Origin of the sequence: Streptomyces sp. NPDC101490 (assembly GCF_044767145.1) — a bacterium.
Taxonomy (GTDB): domain Bacteria; phylum Actinomycetota; class Actinomycetes; order Streptomycetales; family Streptomycetaceae; genus Streptomyces.
Genome location: NZ_JBIWNI010000003.1, coordinates 236126 through 261219 on the forward strand (window position 1 = coordinate 236126; position 25094 = coordinate 261219).

19 protein-coding genes are annotated in these 25094 nt (G+C 74.3%); 8 read left to right on the forward strand and 11 right to left on the reverse strand.

Annotated elements, in window-relative coordinates; genetic code table 11:
- Positions 1–42 precede the first annotated feature (42 nt).
- On the reverse strand, positions 43–1470 hold the full coding sequence (gene pyk, locus ACIRQY_RS08720) for a pyruvate kinase (RefSeq protein WP_403923113.1): 1428 nt from the start codon (positions 1468–1470) through the stop codon (positions 43–45).
- Between the two features lie 295 nt (positions 1471–1765).
- On the opposite strand from pyk, the gene ACIRQY_RS08725 reads away from it, so the two are divergent.
- Entirely contained in the window at positions 1766–3574 is a 1809-nt protein-coding gene (locus tag ACIRQY_RS08725) for a bifunctional metallophosphatase/5'-nucleotidase (protein WP_403923115.1), read from the forward strand.
- A gap of 196 nt (positions 3575–3770) precedes the next feature.
- On the opposite strand, the gene ACIRQY_RS08730 is transcribed toward ACIRQY_RS08725, so the two are convergent.
- The 6 genes from ACIRQY_RS08730 to ACIRQY_RS08755 form a co-directional block, all read right to left on the reverse strand.
- Entirely contained in the window at positions 3771–5186 is a 1416-nt protein-coding gene (locus tag ACIRQY_RS08730) for a lysine N(6)-hydroxylase/L-ornithine N(5)-oxygenase family protein (RefSeq protein WP_403923117.1), read from the reverse strand.
- The gene (locus ACIRQY_RS08735) at positions 5183–6562 is read right to left on the reverse strand and encodes a pyridoxal phosphate-dependent decarboxylase family protein (RefSeq protein WP_403923119.1); all 1380 of its coding nucleotides are present in this window, start codon (positions 6560–6562) and stop codon (positions 5183–5185) included. The genes ACIRQY_RS08730 and ACIRQY_RS08735 overlap by 4 nt, the downstream gene beginning before the upstream one ends.
- Before the next feature lie 285 nt (positions 6563–6847).
- Positions 6848–9334 carry an aminopeptidase N gene (gene pepN, locus ACIRQY_RS08740; RefSeq protein WP_403923121.1) on the reverse strand — a complete coding sequence of 829 codons (2487 nt, stop codon included), beginning with the start codon at positions 9332–9334 and terminating at the stop codon, positions 6848–6850.
- A 165-nt stretch (positions 9335–9499) separates the two neighbouring features.
- Positions 9500–10486 (reverse strand): asparaginase, encoded by a 987-nt coding sequence (locus tag ACIRQY_RS08745; protein ID WP_351779117.1) that lies wholly within the window; start codon positions 10484–10486, stop codon positions 9500–9502.
- A 124-nt stretch (positions 10487–10610) separates the two neighbouring features.
- The gene (locus tag ACIRQY_RS08750) at positions 10611–11012 is read right to left on the reverse strand and encodes a chorismate mutase (protein ID WP_351779120.1); all 402 of its coding nucleotides are present in this window, start codon (positions 11010–11012) and stop codon (positions 10611–10613) included.
- A gap of 11 nt (positions 11013–11023) precedes the next feature.
- Positions 11024–11911: an AraC family transcriptional regulator gene (locus ACIRQY_RS08755; protein ID WP_351779123.1), complete on the reverse strand. Its 888-nt coding sequence runs from the start codon at positions 11909–11911 to the stop codon at positions 11024–11026.
- Positions 11912–12105: 194 nt separating this feature from the next.
- Here ACIRQY_RS08755 and ACIRQY_RS08760 point away from each other — a divergent pair, with 194 nt between their 5' ends.
- Positions 12106–13869, forward strand: coding sequence for a beta-galactosidase family protein (locus ACIRQY_RS08760; RefSeq protein ID WP_403923124.1), 1764 nt, complete (start codon positions 12106–12108; stop codon positions 13867–13869).
- Between the two features lie 267 nt (positions 13870–14136).
- Here ACIRQY_RS08760 and ACIRQY_RS08765 read toward each other — a convergent pair whose 3' ends face one another.
- Positions 14137–14907 (reverse strand): serine protease, encoded by a 771-nt coding sequence (locus ACIRQY_RS08765; protein ID WP_351779861.1) that lies wholly within the window; start codon positions 14905–14907, stop codon positions 14137–14139.
- Between the two features lie 178 nt (positions 14908–15085).
- Here ACIRQY_RS08765 and ACIRQY_RS08770 point away from each other — a divergent pair, with 178 nt between their 5' ends.
- Both ACIRQY_RS08770 and ACIRQY_RS08775 read left to right on the forward strand, forming a co-directional pair.
- Positions 15086–15970: a hypothetical protein gene (locus ACIRQY_RS08770; RefSeq protein WP_403923126.1), complete on the forward strand. Its 885-nt coding sequence runs from the start codon at positions 15086–15088 to the stop codon at positions 15968–15970.
- A gap of 55 nt (positions 15971–16025) precedes the next feature.
- Positions 16026–17495 carry an ankyrin repeat domain-containing protein gene (locus ACIRQY_RS08775; protein WP_403923128.1) on the forward strand — a complete coding sequence of 490 codons (1470 nt, stop codon included), beginning with the start codon at positions 16026–16028 and terminating at the stop codon, positions 17493–17495.
- 331 nt (positions 17496–17826) lie between these two features.
- Here ACIRQY_RS08775 and ACIRQY_RS08780 read toward each other — a convergent pair whose 3' ends face one another.
- Both ACIRQY_RS08780 and ACIRQY_RS08785 read right to left on the reverse strand, forming a co-directional pair.
- On the reverse strand, positions 17827–18828 hold the full coding sequence (locus tag ACIRQY_RS08780) for an SDR family oxidoreductase (RefSeq protein ID WP_403923130.1): 1002 nt from the start codon (positions 18826–18828) through the stop codon (positions 17827–17829).
- Position 18829: 1 nt separating this feature from the next.
- A complete protein-coding gene (locus tag ACIRQY_RS08785; protein WP_403923132.1) occupies positions 18830–19594 on the reverse strand; it encodes an SDR family oxidoreductase in 765 nt (254 codons plus the stop codon).
- A gap of 66 nt (positions 19595–19660) precedes the next feature.
- On the opposite strand from ACIRQY_RS08785, the gene ACIRQY_RS08790 reads away from it, so the two are divergent.
- Genes ACIRQY_RS08790 through ACIRQY_RS08805 form a run of 4 tightly spaced genes read left to right on the forward strand, consistent with a single transcriptional unit; the run spans position 19661 to position 23035 of the window.
- Positions 19661–20410: an enoyl-CoA hydratase family protein gene (locus ACIRQY_RS08790; protein WP_403923134.1), complete on the forward strand. Its 750-nt coding sequence runs from the start codon at positions 19661–19663 to the stop codon at positions 20408–20410.
- Positions 20407–21261, forward strand: a complete 855-nt coding sequence (locus tag ACIRQY_RS08795) for a CoA transferase subunit A (protein WP_403923136.1) — start codon at positions 20407–20409, stop codon at positions 21259–21261. Before ACIRQY_RS08790 ends, ACIRQY_RS08795 begins: the two co-directional genes overlap by 4 nt.
- Entirely contained in the window at positions 21258–21971 is a 714-nt protein-coding gene (locus tag ACIRQY_RS08800) for a CoA-transferase subunit beta (protein ID WP_403923138.1), read from the forward strand. The genes ACIRQY_RS08795 and ACIRQY_RS08800 overlap by 4 nt, the downstream gene beginning before the upstream one ends.
- Positions 21968–23035, forward strand: coding sequence for an NAD(P)H-dependent flavin oxidoreductase (locus tag ACIRQY_RS08805; protein WP_403923140.1), 1068 nt, complete (start codon positions 21968–21970; stop codon positions 23033–23035). The genes ACIRQY_RS08800 and ACIRQY_RS08805 overlap by 4 nt, the downstream gene beginning before the upstream one ends.
- 167 nt (positions 23036–23202) lie before the next feature.
- On the opposite strand, the gene ACIRQY_RS08810 is transcribed toward ACIRQY_RS08805, so the two are convergent.
- Positions 23203–24861 (reverse strand): DEAD/DEAH box helicase, encoded by a 1659-nt coding sequence (locus tag ACIRQY_RS08810; protein WP_403923142.1) that lies wholly within the window; start codon positions 24859–24861, stop codon positions 23203–23205.
- Between the last annotated feature and the right edge of the window lie 233 nt (positions 24862–25094).

Genomic DNA, 25094 nt, shown 5'->3' on the forward strand with positions numbered 1-25094 from the left:
TCACTCTCTCCGCTGGACACCGCCATCCGGCCGCCGCCCGGTCTAACCGAGCGGCTCCCCGATGTGGTGCACCCGGACCAGGTTGGTCGAACCCGCGACTCCCGGCGGGGAACCCGCCGTGATCACCACGATGTCGCCCTTCCGGCAGCGCCCGATCCGCAGCAGCTCCTCGTCGACCTGCGCCACCATCGCGTCCGTCGAGTCCACGTGCGGGCCGAGGAAGGTCTCGACGCCCCAGGTGAGGTTGAGCCGCGAGCGGGTCGCCGGGTCCGGGGTGAAGGCGAGCAGCGGGATCGGCGAGCGGTAGCGGGACAGGCGCCGCACGGTGTCGCCGGACTGCGTGAAGGCGACGAGGAACTTGGCGCCCAGGAAGTCGCCCATCTCGGCGGCGGCACGGGCCACCGCGCCGCCCTGGGTCCGGGGCTTGTTCCGCTCGGTCAGCGGCGACAGCCCCTTGGCGAGGACGTCCTCCTCCGCCGCCTCGACGATCCGGCTCATGGTCCGCACGGTCTCGATCGGGAAGCGGCCGACGCTGGTCTCGCCGGAGAGCATGACGGCGTCGGTGCCGTCGATGACGGCGTTGGCGACGTCGGACGCCTCGGCGCGGGTGGGCCGGGAGTTGTCGATCATCGAGTCGAGCATCTGGGTGGCGACGATGACCGGCTTGGCGTTGCGCTTGGCCAGCTTGACGGCGCGCTTCTGGACGATCGGGACCTGTTCGAGGGGCATCTCGACGCCGAGGTCGCCACGGGCGACCATGATGCCGTCGAAGGCGGCGACGATCTCCTCGATGTTCTCCACGGCCTGCGGCTTCTCGATCTTGGCGATGACGGGCAGCCTGCGCCCCTCCTCGTCCATGATCCGGTGCACGTCCTCGATGTCACGCGCGCTGCGGACGAAGGAGAGCGCGATGACGTCGGCACCGATGCGCAGCGCCCAGCGGAGGTCCTCGATGTCCTTCTCGGACAGGGCGGGCACGGAGACCGCGACGCCGGGCAGATTGAGGCCCTTGTGGTCGGAGACCATGCCGCCCTCGATGACCAGGGTGTTCACCCGGGGTCCTTCGACGGAGACGACCTCCAGGGTGACGCGGCCGTCGTCGACGAGGATGCGCTCCCCCGGGGTCACGTCGGCGGCGAGACCGGAGTAGGTCGTCCCGCAGCAGTGCCGGTCGCCCTCCATCGGCTCGACGCTGATGGCGAACTCGTCACCGCGTTCAAGCAGTACGGGGCCCTCGCGGAAACGGCCGAGGCGAATCTTCGGGCCTTGAAGGTCGGCGAGGACGCCGATGCTGCGGCCCGTCTCGTCGGACGCCTTGCGGACGCGCCGGTAACGCTCTTCGTGCTCGGTGTACGACCCGTGGCTGAGATTGAAGCGGGCCACGTCCATTCCGGCCTCGATCAACGCCTTGATCTGGTCGTACGTTTCAGTGGCGGGCCCAAGGGTACAAACGATTTTCGCTCGGCGCATGAGTCGAGCCTAGGGCTTACCCACCAGTAGCGAGTTGGCGGGACATGACTACTCAACAACCTTTCAGTGAAAGGCTGTTGACAAGTCTTGAATCTGTGCATGGGGGTGCTCCGATGAGCGATTCCGGGCCCCGGACTCCCTTCGCGCCGAGCCCGGACACCAGGGCCGACGTCGAACACTTTCCCAGTCCGTAACCCGAAAGGTCTGTTGCCGACGTGCCCCTTGGGCCAGAATCTACGCGCGTTGTCCGGGCGATCCACGCCGGAACCAGCGCCACCGAACCAAGGAGAAGCACATGCCGTTGAACCGCCGGACCTTCCTGGGGAGCTCCGTCGCCGTCGGAGCCGGAGCCGCCCTCGCCACCGGGACCGCCGTCCCCGCCGAGGCCCACGGAGCCGGACACGGACACCACCCCCGGCCGGCCAAGCGGTACTCCTTCACCGTGATGGGCACCACCGACCTGCACGGCAACGTGTTCAACTGGGACTACTTCACGGACAGGGAGTTCGACGACAAGGCGCGCAACGACGTCGGCCTCGCCAAGATCTCCACCCTGGTCGACCGGGTCCGCGAGGAGAAGGGCCGCCGCAACACCCTCCTCATCGACGCGGGCGACACCATCCAGGGCACCCAGCTGTCCTACTACTACGCCAAGGTCGACCCGATCACCGCCCGCCGAGGCCCCGTCCACCCCATGGCCCAGGCCATGAACGCCATCGGCTACGACGCCGCCGCGCTCGGCAACCACGAGTTCAACTACGGCATCCCCGTGCTGCGCAAGTTCGAGGAGCAGTGCGACTTCCCGCTGCTCGGCGCCAACGCCCTCGACGCGAAGACCCTGCGCCCGGCCTTCGCCCCGTACAGCATCCACCGGCTGCGCACCCCGCACGGCAGGGACGTCAAGGTCGCCGTCCTCGGTCTGACCAACCCCGGCATCGCCATCTGGGACAAGGCCAACGTCAGCGGGAAGATGGTCTTCCCCGGCCTTGAGGAGCAGGCCGCGAAGTGGGTGCCGAGGCTGCGCTCGCTGGGCGCCGACGTGGTCGTCGTCTCCGCCCACTCCGGCACCAGCGGCACCTCCTCCTGGGGTGACCAGCTCCCGCACGTCGAGAACGCCGCCGCGCTCGTCGCCGAACAGGTCCCCGGCATCGACGCCATACTCGTCGGCCACGCGCACGCCGAGATCCCCGAGTACCGGGTGAAGAACAAGGCGACCGGCAAGGACGTCGTCCTGTCCGAGCCGCTCAAGTGGGGCCAGCGCCTGACCCTCTTCGACTTCGACCTGGTGTGGGAGAAGGGCCGCTGGACCGTCGAGAAGACCGCCGCGCGGGTCCTCAACTCCAACACCGTGGAGGAGGACCCGAAGATCACCGGGCTGCTCGTGGACGAGCACCGCAAGGTCGTCTCCTACGTCAACCAGGTCATCGGCACCTCCACCGCCACCATGACCACCGCCGACGCCCCCTGGCGCGACGAGCCGATCATCGACCTGATCAACGTCGTCCAGGCCGAGACCGTGAAGGCGGCCCTCGCGGGCGGCGCCCACGCCGCCCTGCCCGTCCTCTCCCAGGCCTCCTGCTTCTCCCGCACCGCGCGCATCCCGGCCGGGCAGGTCACCATCAAGGACGCCGCCGGGCTCTACCCCTTCGAGAACACCCTGGAGGCCCGGCTGCTGACGGGCGCCCAGCTCAAGGACTACCTGGAGTACTCCGCGAAGTACTACGTCCGGACCCCGGCGGGCGCGCCCGTCGACACCGCGAAGCTGACCAACGCGGACAACACCCCGGACTACAACTACGACGCCGTCTCCGGGCTCACGTACGAGATCGACATCGCCGGGCCCGTCGGCTCCCGGATCGTGAACCTGTCCTTCGAGGGGCGGCCGATCGACCCGGCCGCGAAGTTCGTCCTCGCCGTCAACAACTACCGGGCCAGCGGCGGCGGCGCGTTCCCGCACATCGCCAACGCCCAGCAGCTGTGGGCCGACTCGGACGAGATCCGCAACACCATCATCCAGTGGGTGAAGGCGAAGGGGACGGTCGACCCGGCCGCCTTCGCCTCGGTCGGCTGGAAGCTGACCCGGGACGGCGTCCCGGTCTTCTGATCCCTCGCGGGACCGGCCGCCAGGGCGTGTTTCGAAAGTCCCGCCTGCCTGGCGACGCCTGGCACGCACGCTCGCCGCGTTGTCGGGATCACCCCGATACATCCAGTATCGGGGTGACCCTCCGCCTTGCGATCGCACGCACCAGACGCCGCCAGGCCTGCCCTCCGGGCAGACGGCGCCACTTTTGAAACACGCCCTAGACGATCTGAGTGAGAGGCGTCAGCTTCTGGCCCTGGGCCGGAACGACCGGCGCCTCTCGCTCTTCCAGGCCGAAGCGCGTGAACGCCGTCCGGCGCGGCAGCGGATACGGCTCCTTGCCCGTCACCGCGTTGAGGATGGTCGCGCTGCGCCAGGCCGCGAGCCCCAGGTCGGGGGCGCCGACGCCATGGGTGTGCCGCTCGGCGTTCTGCACAAAGACCGAGCCGGTCACCGAGGGGTCGAGGACCAGCCGGTACCGCTCGTCGATCCGGGCCCGCCCGGCGGAGTCGTGCCGCAGGTACGGGTCGAGCCCGGCGAGCATCCGGTCCACCGGGCGCTCCCGGTAGCCGGTGGCCAGGACGACGGCGTCGGTGGTGAGCCGGGTCCTGCTGCCCTGCTGGACGTGTTCCAGGTGCAGTTCGATCCGCGTGGTGGCCACCCGGCCCGCCGTGCGGACCCGGACCCCGGGGGTGAGGACGGCGTCCGGCCAGCCGCCGTGCAGGGTGCGCCGGTAGAGCTCCTCGTGGACGGCGGCGATCGTGTCGGCGTCGATGCCCTTGTGCAACTGCCACTGCCGGGGCATGAGTTCACCGCGCACCGGCTCGGGCAGGGCGTGGAAGTAGCGGGTGTAGTCGGGGGTGAAGTGCTCCAGGCCCAGCTTGGAGTACTCCATCGGCGCGAAGGCCTCGGTACGGGCCAGCCAGTGGATCCGCTCGGCCCCCAGGGGGCGGGCCCTGAGCAGGTCCAGGAAGATCTCGGCGCCGGACTGCCCCGAGCCGATCACGGTCACGTGTCCGGCGGCGAGCAGCGCCTCCCGGTGGGTGAGGTAGTCCGCCGCGTGGATCACGGGGACGCCGGACGCCTCCGCGAGCGGCCTGAGGGGCTCGGGGACGTACGGCTCGGTGCCGACTCCCAGGACCACGTTCCGGGCGTAGGCGCGGCCGAGGGCCTCCGCCTCGCCGTCCGGGTCGAGCTGGGTGAAGTCGACCTCGAACAGGCGCCGTTCCGGGTTCCAGCGGACCGAGTCGACCTGGTGGCCGAAGCGCAGGCCCGGCAGCCGCTCGCTGACCCAGCGGCAGTAGGCGTCGTACTCGGCGCGGTGGATGTGGAACTTCTCCGCGAAGTAGAAGGGGAAGAGCCGCTCGCGGGCCTTCAGGTAGTTGAGGAAGGTCCACGGGCTGGCCGGGTCGGCCAGGGTCACCAGGTCGGCGAGGAAGGGGACCTGGAGGGTGGCGCCCTCGATGAGGAGGCCCGGATGCCAGTGGAAGGCCGCCCGTTGCTCGTAGAAGGTGGCGGCGAGACCGCCGGGGACGCCGTGCGCGAGGGCGGCCAGGGACAGGTTGAAGGGCCCGATGCCGACGCCCACCAGATCGTGGGGCCGGTCGAGTTCGTCCTGGGGGGTGCTGCCGGTCATCGGGGGGTGCCGCCTTCCACGAGGGTGATGAGCTGGGCCAGGTCGCCGGGGGTGGCGTACGGGTTGAGCAGGGTGGCCTTGAGCCAGAGACGGCCGTCGGCCTCGGCGCGGCCGAGCACGGCCCGGCCCTCGGCGAGCAGGGTGCGGCGGATCTCCGCGACGGTGGCGTCGGGGACGCCGGACGGCCGGAAGAGGACCGTGGTGAGCGTCGGACGGGCCCGCAGCTCGAACCCGGGGGTCTTCTCCACCAGGTCGGCCAGGTCCTGGGCCAGGTCAGCGCAGGCGTCGACGAGCGCGCCGAGCCCGTCCCGGCCCAGTGCCCGCAGGGTCACGGCGGTCTTGAGGACGTCGGGGCGGCGGGTGGTGCGCAGGGAACGGCCGAGGAGGTCGGGCAGACCGGCGCCGGTGTCGTCGTCGGCGTTGAGGTAGGCGGCGGTGTGCCCGAGGACGTCGAGGTCGGCCGCGTCGCGTACGGCGAGGAGTCCGGCAGCGGCGGGCTGCCAGCCCAGTTTGTGCAGGTCGACGGTGACGGTACGGGCCCGGTCGAGGCCGTCCAGGAGGTGCCTGCGGCTGCGGCTGAACAGGGCGGGGCCGCCGTAGGCCGCGTCCACGTGGAAGTCGGCGGCGCGGGCCCCGCACACGTCGGCGAGGGCCCCGAGCGGATCGATCAGGCCCTCGTCGGTGGTCCCCGCGGTGGCCGCGACCAGCACGGGGCCGGTCAGTGCGGCGAGGGCCGTGCCGACGGTGGCCGGGTCGAGGGTGCCGCGCGGGGTGGGCAGCACCAGGGGCGCGGGGAGCCCGAGGAGCCAGCACGCGCGGGCGAGGGAGTGGTGGGCGTTGGCCCCGACGACGGTACGGAGGGCGGGGCCGTGCCGTTCCCTGGCGAGGAGCAGCGCCAGCTGGTTGGACTCGGTGCCGCCGGTGGTCACCAGCGCGTCGGGGCGCTCGGCGGCCGGGAAGACCTCGGCGGCGAGGGCGGCCGTGACGCGGGCCTCCAGGGCGGAGGCGGCGGGTGCCTGGTCCCAGGAGTCCATGGACGGGTTCAGCGCGGAGGCCGCCAGATCGGCGGCGGCGGCCAGCGCGAGGGGCGGGGTGTGCAGATGGGCGGCGCAGAGCGGGTGCGCGGGGTCGGCGGCACCGGCGGCGAGGGCCTGTACGAGGGTGGCGAGGGCTTCACCGGCGCCGGTGCCGGTGCCGGGAAGCACCTCGCCGAGGGCGTCCACCCGGCGCGCCACCTCCTCGGGCCCACCGGCCGGGAGGGGCCCGCCGCGCTCCCCGGCCCCGGCGCGCAGGGCGTCGAGGACGGTGCTCAGCAGGGGACGGAGGGCATCGGCGCCGGTGGCGCCTCCGGCGAGGGGTGGGGGTGCGGCACGCATGGACGACAGGGTGCCGGTGACCGGCCCGCGATGTCCGGGGAGCGGGGGGTTGTTACCCGAACGAGGGACGGGGGACGAGGGACGGGGAGACCGGTGCGGGGGTGGGGTGGGGGTGGGGGCCGGTCCCGGCCGGGAGGGCGGCGGGACCGGTGTGGGCCGGGCCGTCGGCACGGGGCCGGACGGGGTGCGGCGGGACCGGCGCGAGGGCCGCGCCGGTCGGGCCGCGCGTGCTCGTGCGGGGGTCCCCGGCGCTGGGCCCTCGGGCCCCGCGCCGGGGGTGACCGCTCAGGCCGTGCGGACCGCGAGGGCGCGGCGGAGGTCGTCGAGCTGGTCGACGAGCTGGCGGCGGAGGGCGGGGAGCACGGTGTCCTCCGCCAGACAGCGCTCGCCCAGGGAGAGGGCCTCCTGGTCGATCGCGTGGGCGGGGAAGGCCTGGCGGCCGGTGGCCTCGGCGATGGCGGGGCCCCGGCGGTCGGCGAGGGCGACGGCCGCCGGGTAGAAGCGGGCCACGTACTTCCGCAGCAGCGCGGCCTGCTCGGGCTGCCAGAAGCCCTGGGCGGTGGCGAGGAAGAGGTAGTTGGAGAGGTCGTCGGTCTCGAAGAGCGCCGACCAGGCCGCCGCCTTGGCCTCCTCGGTGGGCAGCGCGGCCCGGCAGCGGGCGGCGCCCTCCTGGCCGGTGGCGCTGGGGTCGCGCGCCAGCTCGGCGGCGATGGCCGTCTCGTCGGTGGCGCCGAGGACGGCGAGCCTGCGGAGGATGCGCCAGCGCAGTTCGGGGTCCAGCTCGGGGCCGCCGTGGACGGTGCCCTCGTCGAGCCAGGACGCGATCTTGTCGGGGGTGGTGGCGCTGTCGACGAAGGCGCGGACGGCGGTCAGGCGCAGTCCGGGCGCGTCGCCGTCCTCGGTGCGGCGGAGCAGCGCGCGGGCGATCTCGCCGATGGCGGCGAGGGCGGCGGGGCGGTCGTCCTCGGAGACGAACCGGTCGGCGATCTGGGCGCGGGCGAAGGCGAGGACGCCCTGGACCACGGCGAGTTCGGTCTCCTCGGGAAGGTGTGCGCGGGCGATCTCCAGGTACTCGGCGGGGGCGAGGGCGCCGTCGCGGACCATGTCGCGGAGCGCGTTCCAGACGACGGCCCGGGTGAGCGGGTCGGGGATGCGGGAGAGACCGCGCACGGCGGACTCCTCGGACACCCCGTCGAAGCGGAGCTTGGCGTAGGTGAGGTCCTCGTCGTTGACGACGACGAGGGCGGGGCGGGGTCCGGTCAGCTCGGCGGGCTCGGTCGCCGGTACGTCGAGTTCGCGGCGCTCGCGCAGGACGAGGCCGCCGGAGGGGTCGCGGTCGTAGAGTCCGACGGCGACGCGGTGCGGGCGGCTGCCGTCGCGCTCCACGGCGAGCTTCCAGTGGAGGCCCTCGCCGCTGAGGGCGGGGGTGAGGGTGTCGACGCCGGTGGTGCGGAGCCAGCGGGCGGCCCAGGCGTGAACGTCGCGGTCGGTGGCGGCGGCGAGGTTGTCGATGAAGTCGGCGAGGGTGGCGTTGCCGAAGCGGTGGCGCTTGAAGTGGATGTTGATGCCCGCGAGGAAGTCCTTCTCGCCGAGCCAGGTGACGAGCTGGCGGAGCGCGGAGGCGCCCTTGGCGTAGGAGATGCCGTCGAAGTTGAGGAGCGCGGAGGCGGTGTCGGGGACGGACTCCGGGTCGGGTGCGACGGGGTGGGTGGAGGGCCGCTGGTCGGCCTCGTAGCCCCAGGCCTTGCGGGTGACGCCGAAGTCGACCCAGGTGTCGGGGAAGAGGTCGGCGCAGGCCTCGTTGACGGTCTGGTAGCCCATGTACTCGGCGAAGGACTCGTTGAGCCAGATGTCGTCCCACCAGCGCAGGGTGACGAGGTCGCCGAACCACATGTGGGCCATCTCGTGGGCGACGACCATGGCGCGGTGCTGGCGTTCGGTGACGGTGACGGCGGAGCGGAAGACGAATTCGTCGCGGAAGGTGACGAGGCCGGGGTTCTCCATGGCGCCCGAGTTGAACTCGGGGACGAACGCCTGGTCGTAGGAGTCGAAGGGGTACGGCTCCTCGAACTTCTCGTGGAAGCGGTCGTAGCAGGCCTTGGTGACGGTGAGGATCTCGTCGGCGTCGGCGTCGAGGTGCTCGGCGAGGGAGCGGCGGCAGTGGAGGGCGAAGGGGAGTCCGGCGTGCTCGGTGCGGACCGAGTGCCAGGGTCCGGCGGCGACGCACACGAAGTAGGTGGAGAGCGGCGGGGTGGGGGCGGCCTGCCAGGTGCCGTCGGGCCGCCGTTCGGTGATGCCGTTGGAGAGGACGGTCCAGCCTTCGGGGGCGGTGACGGAGAGGGCGAAGACGGCCTTCAGGTCGGGCTGGTCGAAGGCGGCGAAGACGCGCTGGACGTCCTCCATGAAGAGCTGGGTGTAGACGTACGTCTCGCCGTCGCTGGGGTCGGTGAACCGGTGCATCCCCTCGCCGGTGCGGGAGTAGTGCATGGTCGTGGCGATCCGCAGGACGTGCTCGCCCTCGGTGAGGCGCAGCGGGAGCCGGTTGCCGTCGAGGGCGGTGACGTCGAGGGGCTCGTCGTCGAGGTGGGCGGAGTGCAGGGTCTCGGGCTTCAGCTCGACGAAGGTGTCCCCGGCGGCGCGTGCCGTGAAGCGGATGAGGCTGTGGGACGCGAAGGTCTCGTCGCCGGTGGTGAGGTCGAGGTCCACGGTGTAGTGGTGGACGTCGAGGAGCTGGGCACGGGTCTGCGCTTCGTCGCGCGTCAGTACGGACATGGCCCTATGCTGCCCGATGCCCTCGGGGCCGGACGGAGGTGGTCGGCCGAGGGCGGTCGGGCGGACGTGGTCGGGGGAGGGCCGTCGGGCGGACGTGGTCGGGCAGGGGCCGTCGGACAGAGGCGGTCGGGCAGGGGCCGTCGGGGCTCGCGCCTCTCAGGCGAGTCAGGCGAGTCCCGAGCCGTTCAGGTGGGCGAAGGCGGCGGTGATGCGGGGGCGGTCGTAGCCCGCGGGTCCCGCGGCCCCGCCGGAGAGCAGGGCGTGGAGCAGGACGCGGGCCTTGGCCGGGTCGAGGGGGCCGGCCGGGACGAGGCCCCGGTGCAGCAGGTCGTACTCGGAGCCGGGGCCGCGGTAGGTGTCCGTCAGGGTCGTGCCGCCGCCGGTGCGGGAGGCGAGGACCACGGGGATCCGGGTGGCGAGGTCGGCGAGGGGGTCGACCAGCCATCCGGGGACGTGTCCGGCGCCGAGGGCGGCGACCACGAGGCCCTGGAAGCGGTCGTCGACGGCTTCCAGGAGTTCGCCCCGGTCGCCCTGGGAGAGGGTCACCAGGGCCACCCGTACGGCGGGGTCGAGGGTGAGCCGGTGGGGGGTGGACGGGACGGCGGGCCGGAGCAGCAGGCGGGGGCGGCCCTCGACGACGGAGCCGAGGGGGCCCGCGCCGGGCGAGGCGAAGGTGGCGACGGAGGTCGTGTGGGTCTTGCGGGCGAACCGGGCGGCGTGGATCTCGTCGGCGAGGACGACCAGGACGCCGAGGTTCCGGCAGGCCGGGTCGGCGGCGACGGCGAGGGCGGCGGCGAGGTTGGCGGGGCCGTCGGCGCCGGGCAGGTCGGGGCGGCGCATGGCGCCGGTGACGACGACCGGCCGTTCGGTGGTGCAGAGCAGGTCGAGGAGGAAGGCGGTCTCCTCCAGGGTGTCGGTGCCCTGCACGACGACGGCGCCGGAGCCGTCGGCGACGGTGTCCCGGACCTCGGCGGCGAGGGCGGCGAGGTCCTCGTGGGTGAGGGAGGAGCTGGGGACCCGGCGGAAGTCGCGCAGGACCACGTCGTGGCCGCCGCCGAGTTCGGCGAGGACCTCCCGGCCGCTCATCCGGGACGCGTCACCGCCCCGCGCGGAGATGGTGCCCCCGAGGGTGAAGACCGTGACGCGGGCCATCAGCGTGCTCCGTCCGCTGTCGTCTCCCGGGGGCGGGCCGTCCTCGTGCCCCGCGCACGGCCGTCGGTCCGGTGCCGGGCCGTCGGCAGGCCCCGCGCACGGCGGTCGTCCCGGTGGTGGGGCATCAGCGTGTTCCGTCCGCGATCGTCTCGTGGTGGCGGATGACCTCGGCGATGATGAAGTTGAGGAGTTTCTCCGCGAAGGCCGGGTCCAGTTTCGCGCTCTCGGCGAGTTCCCGCAGCCTGGCGATCTGGCGGGCCTCGCGGCCGGGGTCGGCGGGCGGCAGCTGGTGGCGGGCCTTGAGGACGCCGACCTGCTGGGTGCACTTGAAGCGTTCGGCGAGCATGTGGACGACGGCCGCGTCGATGTTGTCGATGCTCTCGCGCAGCCGGGTCAGCTCGGCGCCGACCGCCTCGTCGACCCCGTCCTCGGTGGGGGCGGCCGGGTCGGCGCGTACGGTCTCGTCGGTTCGCTCGTCGGCCCGTCCGGACTCGTCGGCCGGCCGGTGCTGGGTGGAGTCGCTCATGATCTGCGAGCTTAGACGGACCTCGGCGGGATCGTGGGCGGGTGTTCGGGATCCGGGACGCGGTCGCTCCAGCCGCCGGGGACGGAACGGCCCTGCTGCTCGCGGAAGCGGACGGGGGCGGTGCCGACCCGGCGGGTGAAGAGCCGGGAGAAGTAGGCGGGGTCGTCGTAGCCGACGCGGCGGGCGACGGCGGCGACGGGCAGTTCGGTGGCGGCGAGGAGTTCCTTGGCGCGGCCGAGGCGGACGGTGAGCAGGTAGTCCTTGGGACTGCACCCGGCGGCGCGGCGGACGGCGGAGCGCAGTTCGGCGGCGGTCATGCCGTGCCGGGCGGCGTGTTCGGCGACGGAGAGCGGCTGGAAGGCGTCGCGGGCGAGGGCGGCGAGGACGGGGTCGCCGTCGGCGTTGGTGTCGGCGCGGGCGCGGCGCAGGGCGACGAGGAGTTCGTGGACGGCGGCGCCGGTCTCGACCTCCAGGAGGGGGTTGCCGGGGCGGGCGGCGCGGGCGATGCGGCCGATGGCGGCGCGGGCGGGGGCGGCGTCGGCGAGGGGGACGACGGGCCGGTCGGGTTCGATGTAGCCGAGTTCGGCGTAGGTGGTGGTGGCGGGTCCCGAGAAGTCGACGAAGGCCTCGTCCCAGCCGGTGCCCGGGTCGGCGCCGTAGTGGTGGGGGACGCCGGGGGTGAGCCAGAGGACGGCGGGGGCGGTGACGGCGGTACGGCGCCCGTCGGCGCCCCGGTACCAGCCGCCGCCCGCCGAGACGAGGACGGCCACGTGGTGGTCGAGCGTGCGGGGGCCGACGGTGGGCAGGGTGCCGTGCTGGAGTCCGACGCCGAGGCAGACCAGGCCGAGGCGGTGGTGGACGGGGCTGGGCGTGAAGTAGCGCATCCAGGTGTGGTACATGGCCGGGTGCCTTCCTGACGTCGTCGTCCCCGTGTGTCCCGACGTCTTCCCGACGTCGTCGTCCCCGTGCGTGCCGACGCCTTCCTGATGTCGTCGTGCCGTGCGTCGCGACGTCTTCTCCGACGTCCTAACGTCCAAACTTCGACGATCTTTGTCCATGGACCGGTCCGCCGCCAGGGGGTGAGGGTGAGGCCATGAGCACGTTCACGGTGGGTGACGAGGACTTCCTGCTCGACGGGCGGCCGGTGCGGCTGCTCTCGGGCGCGCTGCACTACTTCCGGGTGCGCGAGGAGCTGTGGGAGCACCGGCTCGGGATGCTGCGCGCGATGGGCCTCAACTGCGTCGAGACGTACGTTCCCTGGAACCTGTACGCGCCGGAGCCCGGCCGGTACGGGGACGTGGCGGAGCTCGGCCGGTTCCTCGACGCGGTGGCGCGGGCCGGGATGTGGGCGGTGGTGCGGCCGGGGCCGTACATCTGCGCCGAGTGGGAGAACGGCGGGCTCCCGCACTGGCTGACGGGTCCGCTGGGGCGCCGGGTGCGGACCTTCGACCCGGAGTTCCTGGGGCCGGTGGAGTCCTGGTTCCGGCGGCTGCTGCCGCAGGTGGTGGAGCGGCAGGTGGACCGGGGCGGGCCGGTGGTCCTGGTCCAGGTGGAGAACGAGTACGGGAGCTACGGCAGCGACCTGGCGTATCTGGAGTGGCTGGCGGGGCTGCTGCGGGAGTGCGGGGTGAGCGTGCCGCTGTTCACCTCGGACGGGCCGGAGGACCACATGCTGACGGGTGGTTCGGTGCCGGGCGTCCTCGCGACGGCGAACTTCGGCGCGGGCGCCCGGGAGGGCTTCGCGGCGCTGCGGCGGCACCGGCCGTCGGGGCCGCTGATGTGCATGGAGTTCTGGTGCGGCTGGTTCGACCACTGGGGCACGGAGCACGCGGTGCGGGACGCGGCGGAGGCGGCGGAGGCGCTGCGGGAGATCCTGGAGTGCGGGGCGTCGGTCAATGTGTACATGGCGCACGGCGGGACGAACCTCGCGGGCTGGGCGGGTGCGAACCGGGCCGGTGAGCTGCACGACGGGCCGCTGCGGCCGACGGTGACCTCGTACGACTACGACGCCCCGGTGGACGAGGCGGGGCGGCCGACGGAGAAGTTCTGGCGGTTCCGCGAGGTGCTCGCGCCGTACGCGCAGGGCCCGCTGCCGGAGCCGCCGGAGCCCCCGGCGCGGCTCGCGGCGCCGGTCTCCGGGCCGCTCGACGGCTGGGCGCCGCTCGACGCGGTGCTTGAGTCGCTGGGCGGTCCCGAGCGGGTCTCGCCGGTGCCGCCGACCTTCGAGGAGCTGGGGGTGGACCGGGGTCTGGTCCGCTACCGGGTCGCGGTGCCGGGTCCCCGGCAGCCGTACCCGCTGGGGGTGACGGGGCTGCGGGACCGGGCGGTGGTGTACGTCGACGGGGCTCCGGCCGGGGTCCTCGGGACGGCGGACGGGGAGGACGTGACGCTGGCCGGGCCGGTGGCGGGTCCGGCGGTGGTGGACCTGTGGGTGGAGTCACTGGGCCGGGTCAACTACGGGCCCCGGCTGGCGGAGCCCAAGGGGATCACCGGCGGGGTGCGCCACGAGCGGCAGTATCTGCACGGGTTCCGGGCCCGGGGACTGCGGCTCGACGCCTTCTCGGCGGAGGCGGTCGGCGGGGTGCCGTTCGGGCGGGCCGGTCAGGGGGCGGGACCGGGGCTGTACCGGGGGTTCCTGGAGGTCTCGGGGGCCGGGGACGCGTGGCTGCGGCTGCCGGGCGGGACCCGGGGCTTCGTCTGGGTGAACGGCGTCTGCCTCGGCCGGTACTGGGCGGCCGGGCCGCAGGAGGCCCTGTTCCTGCCGGGCCCGGTGCTCCGGGAGGGCGCGAACGAGGTGTGGGTCCTGGAGCTGGAGGGCGCCGGGGCGGCGACGGCGGAACTGGACGTGATCGGCTGACGGGCCGTCCGGCTGAGGTGTGCCGGGGGCTGGCGCCTGCCCCGCGTAGGGGGACGGTCCCTGCTCCATGTGTACGGGGGTGGTCACCCGTACAGGCCGTCCGGGTGAGGTGCTCCCTCGTACACGCCCGTACGAGGGAGGGCGGTCACCCCCGCACGGGCCGGGCCCGGTGGCCGTCGTACGGGCCGGGCCCGGTGCGGGCCGTCGCGCGCGTGAGGGTGCCCCGGAGCCGAGGGCGCTCCGGGGCACCCGTTTCAGGGCGAGCGGCTACAGCGTGGCCGCGGCCGACGTGATCGCGGCGGCGAAGGTCGAGACCTCCGTGTAGACACCGGGATAGCCGGCCCGCGCGCAGCCCTGGCCCCAGCTCACGATGCCGACCTGGATCCAGGCACCGGCGTTGTCCTTGCGGAACATCGGGCCACCGGAGTCACCCTGGCAGGTGTCGGTGCCGCCCTGGCTGTACCCGGCGCAGATCTCCTCGCCGGGAACGAGGTCGGCGCCGTACGACGACTGGCAGGAGGCATCGGAGACGAACGGCACGTTCGCCTTCAGCAGGTACCGCTGCTGCGCCCCGCCCTCGCGGGCCGCGCCCCAGCCGGCGACCGTGAAGGTGCCGCTGTTGTACGCGGTGGTGTCGGCGATCTTCAGGGTGGGCACCGTGGTGATCGGGCTGGCGAGCTTGATGAGCGCCCAGTCCTTGCCCTGGCCGTTGTAGCCGGGGGCCTGGAGGACCTTGGTCGACTTGACCTTGACGGCGCTGGTGCTCTGCAGGTCCACGACACCGGCGGTGGCGGTGATGCTGGTGTTGTTGCCCGAGCCGCTGACGCAGTGGGCGGCGGTGAGCACGACCTGGGGGGAGATCAGCGAGCCGCCACAGCCCATCGACAGCCGGATCATCCAGGGGAACTCGCCCTGGGCGGCGCGGACGCCGCCGACGACGGGGGCGGGGGCCGCGGCCGCGTTGGTGGTGGGCTGGAGGCTGACGGCCGCCAGGACGACGGCGCCGGCGGCGGCCAGCCTCTGGAGTGCGCGGACCATGCGGTTCTGCTTCACGTGTCTGCCTTCTCTCATGGGGGGTGGACCTCCACGGGCGCGCTGACATGAGCCCGTCAAGGCATGTCCGGATTATGGACAGGGCGCAACTGGCGCCACAAGGAAGTGTTTTCGGCCAGTCCCGGGGACGGGACCGTACAGTGGGAGGAAGGGGGAAAACGGTATGACGCACCGTCAGGAGGGTGATCAGGTCGCCCACGGCTTCCCGCACCGCGCCGCGGTCGGGGCCTCGCTCACCGCGCTCTACCGGCGCCTCTCCCCCGACGGGGTGCACCGCTACCCGTCCAGCGTGCCCGCCGCCGACGTCGCCCTCACCGACGACGAGGACCTCCACCTCGGCGCCCAGCGGGTGGCCAGGACGCTCGTCCGGCACCTGCGGCTGCCCGAGGCCCGCATGGTGGTCGGCTTCCGGACCATGGAGCACGCGGCGACCGTCGAGCTGACCGCGGGACCCGAGTACTTCGTCGAGCTCAACGACCGGTTCAGGACCCGCCGCCGGGACATCGGCGCGGCCCTCGCCCACGAGATCACCCACGTCCTGCTGCACCGGCTCGGCCTGGGCTTCCCCGGCACCGCCGAGAACGAGATCCTCACCGACGTCACCACCTCCTACCTGGGCGCGGGCTGGCTCCTCCTCGACGCCTACCGGCGGGACGGCGTGGAGAGCCAGAAGCTCGGCTACCTCACCCCGGAGGAGTTCGGGTACGTCCTCGCCAAACGGGCCGAGCTGTTCGGCGAGGACCCCTCCCCCTGGTTCACCAGCGCCGTCGCGTACGAGGCGTGGACCCGGGGCAGGGCCGAGGCCGCCCGGGAGCGGACCGCGCCGCCGCTCGCCGGGGCGGGCTGGGCCGCCGCCCGCCGGTACGCCTGGGAGCGGCGCAGGGGGCGGGCCGGGGAGGACGCCCCGTACGCCTTCCACGACGGCGCCCCGGCCGGTGCCGTCTCCTTCTCCTGTCCGGTCTGCCGCCAGCGCCTGCGCGTCCCGGCGGGCCGGGCGCTGCGGGCCCGCTGCGCGGTCTGCCGGACGGTCCTGGAGTGCGCGGGCTGACCGCCGCTCCGGAATCGATTTGCGCCGGGGCCCGACGACGGGTCAGGGTCGGCCCATGAGCACGCTGTTCGACGCGATCCTGGACGGGGACGAGGACGGGGTCGTACGCGCCCTGCGGGAAGGGGCGGGGCCCGACTCCCGGGAGGACGGGGAGACCGCCCTGTACCGGGCGGCCGTCGGCGACGAGGCCGGAATCGTACGGCTGCTGCTCGCCGCCGGGGCCGATCCCGGTCTGGAGAGCGGCGAGGACGGCGGGGACCTGCCGCTGTGCGGCGCGGCCTGCGGCGGGCACGCCGAGGTGGCCCGCGCCCTGCTCGCGGCGGGCGCGGCGGCCGACCAGGAGGAGGCCTACGGCTTCACCGCCCTCGCCTGGGCCCTGCGGCTCGGGCACGCCGACACCGCCCGGGTGCTCCTGGAGCACGGCGCCGACCCCGGCCGGCCGGGACCCGACGGGATCCTCCCGCTGGTCGCCGCCGCCCGGCGCGGCTCCACCGGCTGCGTACGGGCGCTCCTCGACCACGGGGCCACGGCCCGGGAGGCCGCGCTGCGGGAGGCGCGGCGCTGGATCGGCGCGGACATCGCGGCCGAGCTGCGGCGCGGCCTCGTCGCGGGCCACGACGGCGGGGAGACCTACGAGGCGGTCGTCCGGCGGGTCCGGGAGGACGGCGGGCTGACGGTCGTCGTCGAGCTGCTGCGGGAGGACGGCGCGCCGGGCCGCGGCGACGACCGGCACACCGGGCACGCGGCCATCGCCACGCTCCTGGAGGCGGCGCTCGGACTGCGCACCCCGCACGAGGAGCTGGCCGCGCGGGCGCTGCGCTGCGGCGAGCCGGAGTTCGACGACTGGACGACGGCGGTGGCCGAGCTGACGGCCCGCGCCGACGAGGAGACGTTCGTGACGGCGGCGGCCTGGTGCGCCTACCGCGATCCGCTCCGGCGCGCGCTCGGCGCGCAGGTCCTCGGCGCCCTGCCGGGCTTCGCGGCGGGCGCGGTGCCGGTGCTTCGGCGGCTCGCGGCGGAGGCGTCCGGCCCCGCGCGGGAGCCCGCCCTTTCGGTGGTGACGGCCCTCGGCACCTGCGCCGAGCCGTCGGCCGTGCCCGAACTCCTGGCGCTCGCCGCGCATCCCGATCCGGTGGTACGGCGCTCGGTGGCGGGGTCGCTCGCCGGGATCGTGCCCGCCGGGCACGTCGAGGCGCTGGGGGTGCTGCTGGCGCTGAGCCGGGACGGCGACGCGCGGGTACGGGACTGGGCGACGCTCGCCCTCGCCGAACTGCCCGACGACACCCCGCTCGTACGGGAGGGGCTCGCGGAGCGGCTCGCCGACGCCGACCCGGAGACGGCGGCGGAGGCGGCGCGCGGGCTCGCCATCCGCCAGGACCCGCGCGCCGTGGACGCCCTGGCCTCGGTCCTCGCGGACGGCGACCCGGAGGGCCCGGCCCGCGAGACGGCCCTGGCGGCCCTGGAGTACCTCCACGACCCCCGGGTCAGGACCCGCCTGGAGTGGATGCGGCCACGACGCTCCTGAAGGACCGGGGCGGCCGGCGGGGGCGAGCCCCCGGGCGTCCGGCCCGGCCCCGGCCCCGAGGAGGGCTCGGGGACCGGGTCGCCCCGCGAGGGGCGGGCCGGGGCGGCTGCGGGAGGAGCCTCCGTGGATCCGGCGACGACCGATGGACCCGGTGTCGTCCCGCACGCAGCCGCGCGGCACCTCGCGTGGACCCGGCGCGAGGCGGAACGCCTCCCGCCTCCCCCGATCCCGATCCCGGGCTCCGGGCTCCGGGCTCCGGGCTCCGGGCTCCGGGCTCCGGGCTCCGGGCTCCGGGCTCCGGGGAGCGACGGCCCGGTGGCCCGAAGCGTGCTCAGCCCCCGTACACCGGATGTGGTGGTGTCGCCCGCGCCAGGAGGCGGCGGGCCGTCTCGCCCGCTTCCGCCGGGGTGCGGCGGGCGCCCTTGTCCGCCGTGGGGCCCGGACGCCAGCCCTCCATGACGGTGAGGCGCCCGCCCTCGGCCTCGAAGACCCGGCCGGTCACGCCCTCCGACGCGGCCGAGCCCAGCCACACCACCAGCGGCGACACGTCCTCGGGCAGCGCGTCGAGGCCCTGGAAGACCTGTTCGGTCATCCGGGTCCTGGCCGCCGGGGCGACCGCGTTGACCTGCACCCCGTACCGGGCCAGTTCCGCCGCCGCGACCAGGGTGAGGCCGACGATCGCGGCCTTGGCGGCGGTGTAGTTGCCCTGTCCGACACTGCCGAGCAGCCCCGCGCCCGAGGTGGTGTGGACGATCCGGGCCACCGGGGTCCGGCCCGCCTTCGCCTCCGCCCGCCAGTGCGCGGCGGCGTGCCGCAGCGGCAGGAAGTGGCCCTTGGCATGGACCCGCATGACGGCGTCCCAGTCGTCCTCCTCCAGGTTGACCAGCATCCGGTCACGGAGGAAGCCCGCGTTGCTGACCAGGGTGTCGAGCCGTCCGTAGGCGTCGAGGGCGGTGGCGACCAGGGAGGCCGCGCCCTCGCCGGTCGCGATGTCCCCGCCGTGGGCGACGGCCTCGCCGCCCAGGGCCCTGATCTCCTCCACGACCGCCGTCGCCGGGCTGTCGGGGCCGGGACGTCCGTCGAGGCCGACCCCCAGATCGTTGACGACGACCCGGGCGCCCTCGGCGGCGAAGGCGAGCGCGTGCGCCCGGCCGAGCCCCCGGCCCGCCCCGGTCACGACGACGACCCGGCCGTCGCACAGCCCCGGGCCCGTACCCCTGCCCGCGCCCGGGTCCGCGTCCGTACCGATGCCGACGCCGACGCCCGTAGGGACGTCCCCGCCCGTACCCGTACCCGTGCCCGTGCCCGTGCCCGTGCCCGTACTGATGTTCATGTCAGCTCTCCTTGTTCGCGGTCGCGGCGTCGAGGAAGGCGGGGCGTTCGCCGCCCCCGTGCACGAGGAGCGAGGCTCCCGAGACGTAGGCGGCCCGGCCGGAGGCGAGGAAGACGGCGGCCTCCCCGATCTCGTCGGGTTCGGCGAGCCTGCCGAGCGGTACGGTCCGGCCGACGGCGGCGATCCCGGCCGCGTCGCCGTAGTGCAGGGCGGACAGCTCGGTCCGCACCATGCCGAGGACGAGGGTGTTGACCCGCACCTCGGGGGCCCATTCGACCGCCATCGAGCGGGCCAGGTTCTCCAGGCCCGCCTTGGCCGCGCCGTAGGCGGCGGTGCCGGGGGACGGGCGGGTTCCGCTGACGCTGCCGATCATGACGACCGCGCCGCGCGAGGCCCTGAGCAGCGGGTGGGCGGCGAGGCTGACGACGAGGGGCGCGGTGAGGTTGAGCGCGAGCACGCGCGCGTGGCGCTCGGACCCTCCTTCGTCCAGGGGCCGGTACGGGCTGCCGCCCGCGTTGTTGACGAGGGCGTCGAGCCGTCCGTACCGCGCGGCGAAGGCGGTGAAGAACTCCTGTACGGCGGCGGGTTCCCGCAGGTCGAGCGGGTGGAAGTCGGCGGCCCTGCCCGCCGCTTCGACCGGTGCGTCCGGGGGTCTGCGGGCGCAGACGGCGACCCGGGCCCCGGCCCGCAGGAAGGCGCGGGCGATGCCCGCCCCGACGCCCCGGGTACCGCCGGTGACGAGCACGACCCTCCCGTCCAGCTCCATCGGCTGCTACCTTCCTCCTCAAGAGTTACCTAACAAACGTTTGGTGGAAAGGTAGCTGATCCGCCCATGGGTGTCTGCACCTCTCGCCCCGCTCCCGGCGTGGCCCTGGTCACCGTCGACTTCCCACCCGTCAACGCCCTGCCCGTCAAGGGCTGGTACGCGCTCGCCGACGCCGTCCGCACCGCCGGGCGCGACCCGGAGGTCCGCTGTGTCGTCCTGACCGCCGAGGGCCGCGGCTTCAACGCGGGCGTCGACATCAAGGAGCTGCAGCGCGATCCCGGGCACACCGCCCTGATCGGCGCCAACAGCGGCTGCGCCGAGGCCTTCGCCGCCGTGTACGCGTGCGAGGTCCCGGTCGTCGCGGCGGTCGCCGGACACTGCCTCGGCGGCGGTGTCGGACTCGTCGGGAACGCCGACGCGATCGTCGCCGCCGACGACGCCGTCTTCGGGCTGCCCGAGCTGGACCGGGGCGCGCTCGGCGCCGCCACCCATCTCGCCCGGCTGGTGCCGCAGCATCTGATGCGGACGCTCTACTACACCGCGCGGACCGTGACCGCCGCCGAACTGCGGGCCCACGGCTCGGTGTGGGAGGTCGTCCCCCGGGCCGGTCTCCTCGACGCGGCCCTCGCCCTCGCCGGGGAGATCGCCGCCAAGGACGGCAGCCTGCTGCGGCTCGCCAAGGCGGCGCTCAACGGCATCGACCCCGTGGATGTCCGGCGCAGCTACCGCTTCGAGCAGGGCTTCACCTTCGAGGCCAACCTCAGCGGGGTCGCCGACCGGGTCCGCGATTCCTTCGGCAAGGAGAACTCCCCGTGACCGACAAGACCATGACCCCGGAGGAGGTCGTCGGCCGGCTCCGCTCCGGCATGACGGTCGGGATCGGCGGCTGGGGCTCCCGGCGCAAGCCGATGGCCCTGGTGCGAGCGCTGCTCCGGTCCGAGATCACCGATCTCACGGTGGTGTCGTACGGCGGCCCGGACGTCGGCCTGCTCGCGGCGGCGGGCCGGATACGACGGCTCGTCGCCCCTTTCGCCACCCTGGACTCCATCCCCCTCGAACCCCACTTCCGGGCCGCCCGCGAGCAGGGCCGGATCGCGATGACCGAGTACGACGAGGCCATGTTCATGTGGGGGCTGCACGCCGCCGCCAACCGGCTGCCCTTCCTGCCCGTGCGGGCCGGACTCGGCTCCGACGTGATGCGGGTCAACCCGGAGCTGCGGACCGTCACCTCCCCGTACGCCGACGGGGAGGAGTTCGTCGCCGTCCCCGCCCTGCGCCTCGACGCGGCCCTCGTCCACGTCAACCGCGCCGACCGGCTCGGCAACGGCCAGTACCTGGGCCCCGACCCCTACTTCGACGACCTGTTCTGCGAGGCCGCCGACACCGCGTACGTCTCCTGCGAGCGGATCGTGGACCGCTTCGGTCCCGGCACCGTGCCCCAGACCCTCCTGGTGAGCCGCCACAGCGTCACCGGGGTCGTGGAGACCCCGAACGGCGCCCACTTCACCTCCTGCGTCCCCGACCACGACCGCGACGAACCGTTCCAGAAGCTCTACGCCACCACCCCCTGGGCCGAGTTCGCCGCCCGCTTCCTGTCCGGCAAGACCGAGGACGACTACCAGGCCGCCGTCCGCGCCTGGCACGACGAGCGCGAGGAGCAGCGGTGACCAGCCGAGCCGAGTACTGCGTGATCGCCTGCGCCGAGGCCTGGCGCGACAACGGCGAGGTCCTCGCCAGCCCCATGGGGCTCGTCCCCTCCTTCGGGGCCCGGCTCGCCCGGCGCACCTTCTCCCCCGACCTCCTCCTCACCGACGGCGAGGCCCTGCTCGTCGGCCCCGAGGGGGAGCCCGAGGGCTGGCTGCCGTACCGCAGGCACCTGAGCATGGTCACCGGCGGCAGACGGCACGTGATGATGGGCGCCAGCCAGATCGACCGGTACGGCAACCAGAACATCTCCTGCGTCGGCGACTGGGTACGGCCCACCCGCCAGCTCCTGGGGGTGCGCGGGGCGCCCGCCAACACCCTGAACAATCCGGTGAGCTACTGGATACCGAAGCACTCGCGCCGGGTCTTCGTCGAGCGCGTCGACATGATCTGCGGCGTCGGCTACGACCACGCCGTCGGCCCGTACCACCGGCTCCCCCGGGTCGTCACCGACCTCGCGGTCCTCGATTTCGGGACCCCCGACCGCTCCATGCGGCTCGTCTCCGTCCACCCCGGCAGCACCGTGGCCGAGGTCCGGGCGGCCACCGGTTTCGCGCTCGCGGCCGACGACGACGTCCCGTACACCCGCGAACCCACCGACGAGGAGCTGCGGCTGATCCGGGAGGTCATCGACCCGCGCGGGCTGCGGGACCGGGAGGTCGCGCCCCGATGAGGACCGCGCTCACCGAACTCACCGGCGTCCGCCGTCCGATCGTGCAGACCGGCATGGGGTGGGTCGCGGGCCCCCGGCTGGTCTCCGCCACCGCGAACGCGGGCGCCCTCGGCGTCCTCGCCTCCGCCACCATGACCACGGACCAGCTGCGCGCCGCCGTCCGCGAGGTGCGCTCCCGCACCGACCGGCCCTTCGGGGTCAATCTGCGCGCGGACGCGGGCGACGCCCGCGAGCGGGTCCGGATCATCGTGGACGAGGGCGTACGGGTGGCCTCCTTCGCCCTCGCGCCGACCCGGGACCTGATCGCCGAGCTGAAGGACGCGGGGGTCGTCGTGATCCCCTCGGTCGGCGCCCGGCGGCACGCCGAGAAGGTCGCGGGCTGGGGCGCGGACGCGGTCCTCGTCCAGGGCGGGGAGGGCGGCGGTCACACCGGAGAGGTCGCCACCGGGGTGCTGCTGCCGCAGGTGGTCGACGCCGTCGGCATCCCGGTGATCGCGGCGGGCGGCTTCCGCGACGGACGCGGGCTGGTCGCCGCGCTCGCCCACGGGGCGGCGGGCATCGCCATGGGCACCCGGTTCCTGCTGACCTCCGACTCGACCGTGCCGGACGCCGTCAAGGCCCGCTATCTGGCCGCCACCGTCCAGGACGTCACCGTCACCACCGCCGTGGACGGGCTGCCGCACCGGATGCTCCGCACCGAGCTCGTGGCGTCCCTGGAGAACGCCGGACGGGCCCGGTCCCTGGTCCGCGCGGTACGGCGGGCGGCGGGCTTCCGCCGTCTCTCCGGGCTCTCCTGGCCCGCGATGGTCCGCGACGGGCTCGCCCTGCGGCACGGCAAGGACCTGACCTGGAGCCAGGTGCTGCTCGCCGCGAACACCCCGATGCTGCTGCGGGCGTCGATGGTCGAGGGCCGTACGGACCTGGGGGTGATGGCCGCCGGGCAGGTCGCGGGCCTGATCGACGACCTGCCGAGCTGCGCGGAGCTGGTCGACCGGATCATGGCCGAGGCGGACGAGGTGCTGCGGGCGCTGCCGCGCCCGGCCCCCGCCCCGGACCGGGCCTGAACCGTCCCTCTCCGACCCCGGGGCCGGGGAGAGGCCGTCCCGGCGCGTACGGAACGCGTGAGGGCCCGGCGCGCCACATGCGCGCCGGGCCCTCACCGGTGGGTCGTGCCTACGGCCGTCCCTACGAGCGGGTCGTGTCCACGGCCGTCCCCACGAGCGGGTCGTGCCTACGAGTCGGACTGCCTCGGCCGGGAGGGCCGGGAGCCGCCGCCCGCGCCGCGCGAGCGGCCCGTGCCGGTGGCCGGGCGTCCGCCGCGTCCGGTACCGGCCGACGCGGACGCGCCGCGCCCGCCGCCCGTACCGGAGCCCCGGCCGCCGCCCGTACCCCGTCCCGTGCTCCCGGTGGAACCGGAGGTGCGGCCGGTGGCCGCGCCGGAACCGCCGGTGCCACCGGTGGCGGGGCGACGGCGACGGCGGTTGCCGGAGGCGGCACCGCCCGCGCCGCCGGAGCCCGCGGGCCTGCGCGGCGGGGTCGGCTGCGGGGTCTCGATGACGATCGGGACGCCCGAGGGCTCCCGCGCGCCGGTCAGCTCGGCGAGCTGCTCGTCGCTGGACTTGATCTGCGCGGTCCGGGGGCTGATGCCCGCGTTCGACATCAGACGGCCCATGTCGCGCTTCTGCTCGGGCAGCACCAGGGTGAAGACGCTGCCGGACTCACCGGCACGGGCCGTACGGCCGCCCCGGTGCAGATAGTCCTTGTGGTCCATCGGCGGGTCCACGTTGACGACCATGTCGAGGTCGTCGACGTGGATGCCGCGCGCCGCCACGTTCGTCGCGACGAGCGCGGTGACCTGCCCGTTCTTGAACTGGTCCAGGGTCCGGTTGCGCTGCGGCTGCGAACGGCCGCCGTGCAGTCCGGAGGCCCGTACGCCGTTGGCGAGGAGCCGCTTGACCAGCCGGTCCACCGACCGCTTGGTGTCCAGGAAGAGGATCGTCCGGCCGTCGCGGGCCGCGATCCGCAGCGTGACGGCCTTCTTGTCGGTCTCGTCCATCACGTACAGGACGTGGTGCTCCATGGTGGTGACCGCACCGGCCGACGGGTCGACGGAGTGCACGACCGGGTCGTCGAGGAACATCTTGACCAGCCGGTCGATGTTCCGGTCGAGGGTGGCCGAGAACAGCAGTCGCTGCCCGCCCGGCTCGACCTGCTTCAGGAGCTTCGTGACCTGCGGCAGGAAGCCCATGTCGGCCATCTGGTCGGCCTCGTCGAGGACGGTCACGGCGACCTGGTCGAGACGGCAGTCGCCGCGCTCGATCAGGTCGTGGAGACGCCCGGGGGTGGCGATGAGGACCTCGACGCCGCGCCGCAGCGCGGAGGACTGGCGGGTGATCGACATGCCGCCGACGACCGTGGCGATCCGCAGCCGCAGCGGGTTGGCGTACGGGGTGAGCGCGTCGGTCACCTGCTGGGCCAGCTCGCGGGTGGGCACCAGGACCAGGGCGAGCGGCGCGGTCGGCTCGGCGCGGCGGCCCGCCGTCCGGCCGAGGAGCGCGAGCCCGAAGGCGAGGGTCTTGCCGGAGCCGGTACGGCCCCGGCCCAGCACGTCACGGCCCGCCAGCGAGTTCGGCAGGGTCGCGGCCTGGATCGGGAACGGCTCCGTGACTCCCTGCTCGCCCAGGGTCCTCAGCAGCGCCTCGGGCATGTCGAGGTCGGCGAAGGCGGCCACCGGCGGGAGCGCGGGCGTCACCGTCTCCGGCGGCGTGAACTCGCTGGGCGGCGGGGGCGCCGTGGGACGGCGCCCGCCGCGGGAGGCCTTCGGCTGGGACGTGGAATTCGCCCGGTCGGGGCGGGGGCTGCGCTTGCGGGGGCGCTCGGAGCGGGTCATGCGTGCCTTTCTGGCCGGTGCTCGCGGCACAGCCGGGGCCCGCACCCTGCAGGTGCGGGCCCCGGCTGTGTCACCCGGAACACGCGACACGAGCCCCGGACGTCTCTACCGGAACAATAGTGCGCCTCGGGACCTTCCCGCCCCGCCCGCCCGATGCCTGGACGGATCACACCTGACCAGGACGGTGCGACGTGGGCGAGGTCACACGCCGGGGCCGATCACACACCGTCGGC

Bases quoted from the DNA above. Each gene is read 5' to 3' on its own strand.
- pyk (WP_403923113.1), bottom strand. From the start codon at position 1,470: ATGCGCCGAGCGAAAATCGTTTGTACCCTTGGGCCCGCCACTGAAACG.
- ACIRQY_RS08725 (WP_403923115.1), top strand. From the start codon at position 1,766: ATGCCGTTGAACCGCCGGACCTTCCTGGGGAGCTCCGTCGCCGTCGGA.
- ACIRQY_RS08730 (WP_403923117.1), bottom strand. From the start codon at position 5,186: ATGACCGGCAGCACCCCCCAGGACGAACTCGACCGGCCCCACGATCTG.
- ACIRQY_RS08735 (WP_403923119.1), bottom strand. From the start codon at position 6,562: ATGCGTGCCGCACCCCCACCCCTCGCCGGAGGCGCCACCGGCGCCGAT.
- pepN (WP_403923121.1), bottom strand. From the start codon at position 9,334: ATGTCCGTACTGACGCGCGACGAAGCGCAGACCCGTGCCCAGCTCCTC.
- ACIRQY_RS08745 (WP_351779117.1), bottom strand. From the start codon at position 10,486: ATGGCCCGCGTCACGGTCTTCACCCTCGGGGGCACCATCTCCGCGCGG.
- ACIRQY_RS08750 (WP_351779120.1), bottom strand. From the start codon at position 11,012: ATGAGCGACTCCACCCAGCACCGGCCGGCCGACGAGTCCGGACGGGCC.
- ACIRQY_RS08755 (WP_351779123.1), bottom strand. From the start codon at position 11,911: ATGTACCACACCTGGATGCGCTACTTCACGCCCAGCCCCGTCCACCAC.
- ACIRQY_RS08760 (WP_403923124.1), top strand. From the start codon at position 12,106: ATGAGCACGTTCACGGTGGGTGACGAGGACTTCCTGCTCGACGGGCGG.
- ACIRQY_RS08765 (WP_351779861.1), bottom strand. From the start codon at position 14,907: ATGGTCCGCGCACTCCAGAGGCTGGCCGCCGCCGGCGCCGTCGTCCTG.
- ACIRQY_RS08770 (WP_403923126.1), top strand. From the start codon at position 15,086: ATGACGCACCGTCAGGAGGGTGATCAGGTCGCCCACGGCTTCCCGCAC.
- ACIRQY_RS08775 (WP_403923128.1), top strand. From the start codon at position 16,026: ATGAGCACGCTGTTCGACGCGATCCTGGACGGGGACGAGGACGGGGTC.
- ACIRQY_RS08780 (WP_403923130.1), bottom strand. From the start codon at position 18,828: ATGAACATCAGTACGGGCACGGGCACGGGCACGGGCACGGGTACGGGT.
- ACIRQY_RS08785 (WP_403923132.1), bottom strand. From the start codon at position 19,594: ATGGAGCTGGACGGGAGGGTCGTGCTCGTCACCGGCGGTACCCGGGGC.
- ACIRQY_RS08790 (WP_403923134.1), top strand. From the start codon at position 19,661: ATGGGTGTCTGCACCTCTCGCCCCGCTCCCGGCGTGGCCCTGGTCACC.
- ACIRQY_RS08805 (WP_403923140.1), top strand. From the start codon at position 21,968: ATGAGGACCGCGCTCACCGAACTCACCGGCGTCCGCCGTCCGATCGTG.
- ACIRQY_RS08810 (WP_403923142.1), bottom strand. From the start codon at position 24,861: ATGACCCGCTCCGAGCGCCCCCGCAAGCGCAGCCCCCGCCCCGACCGG.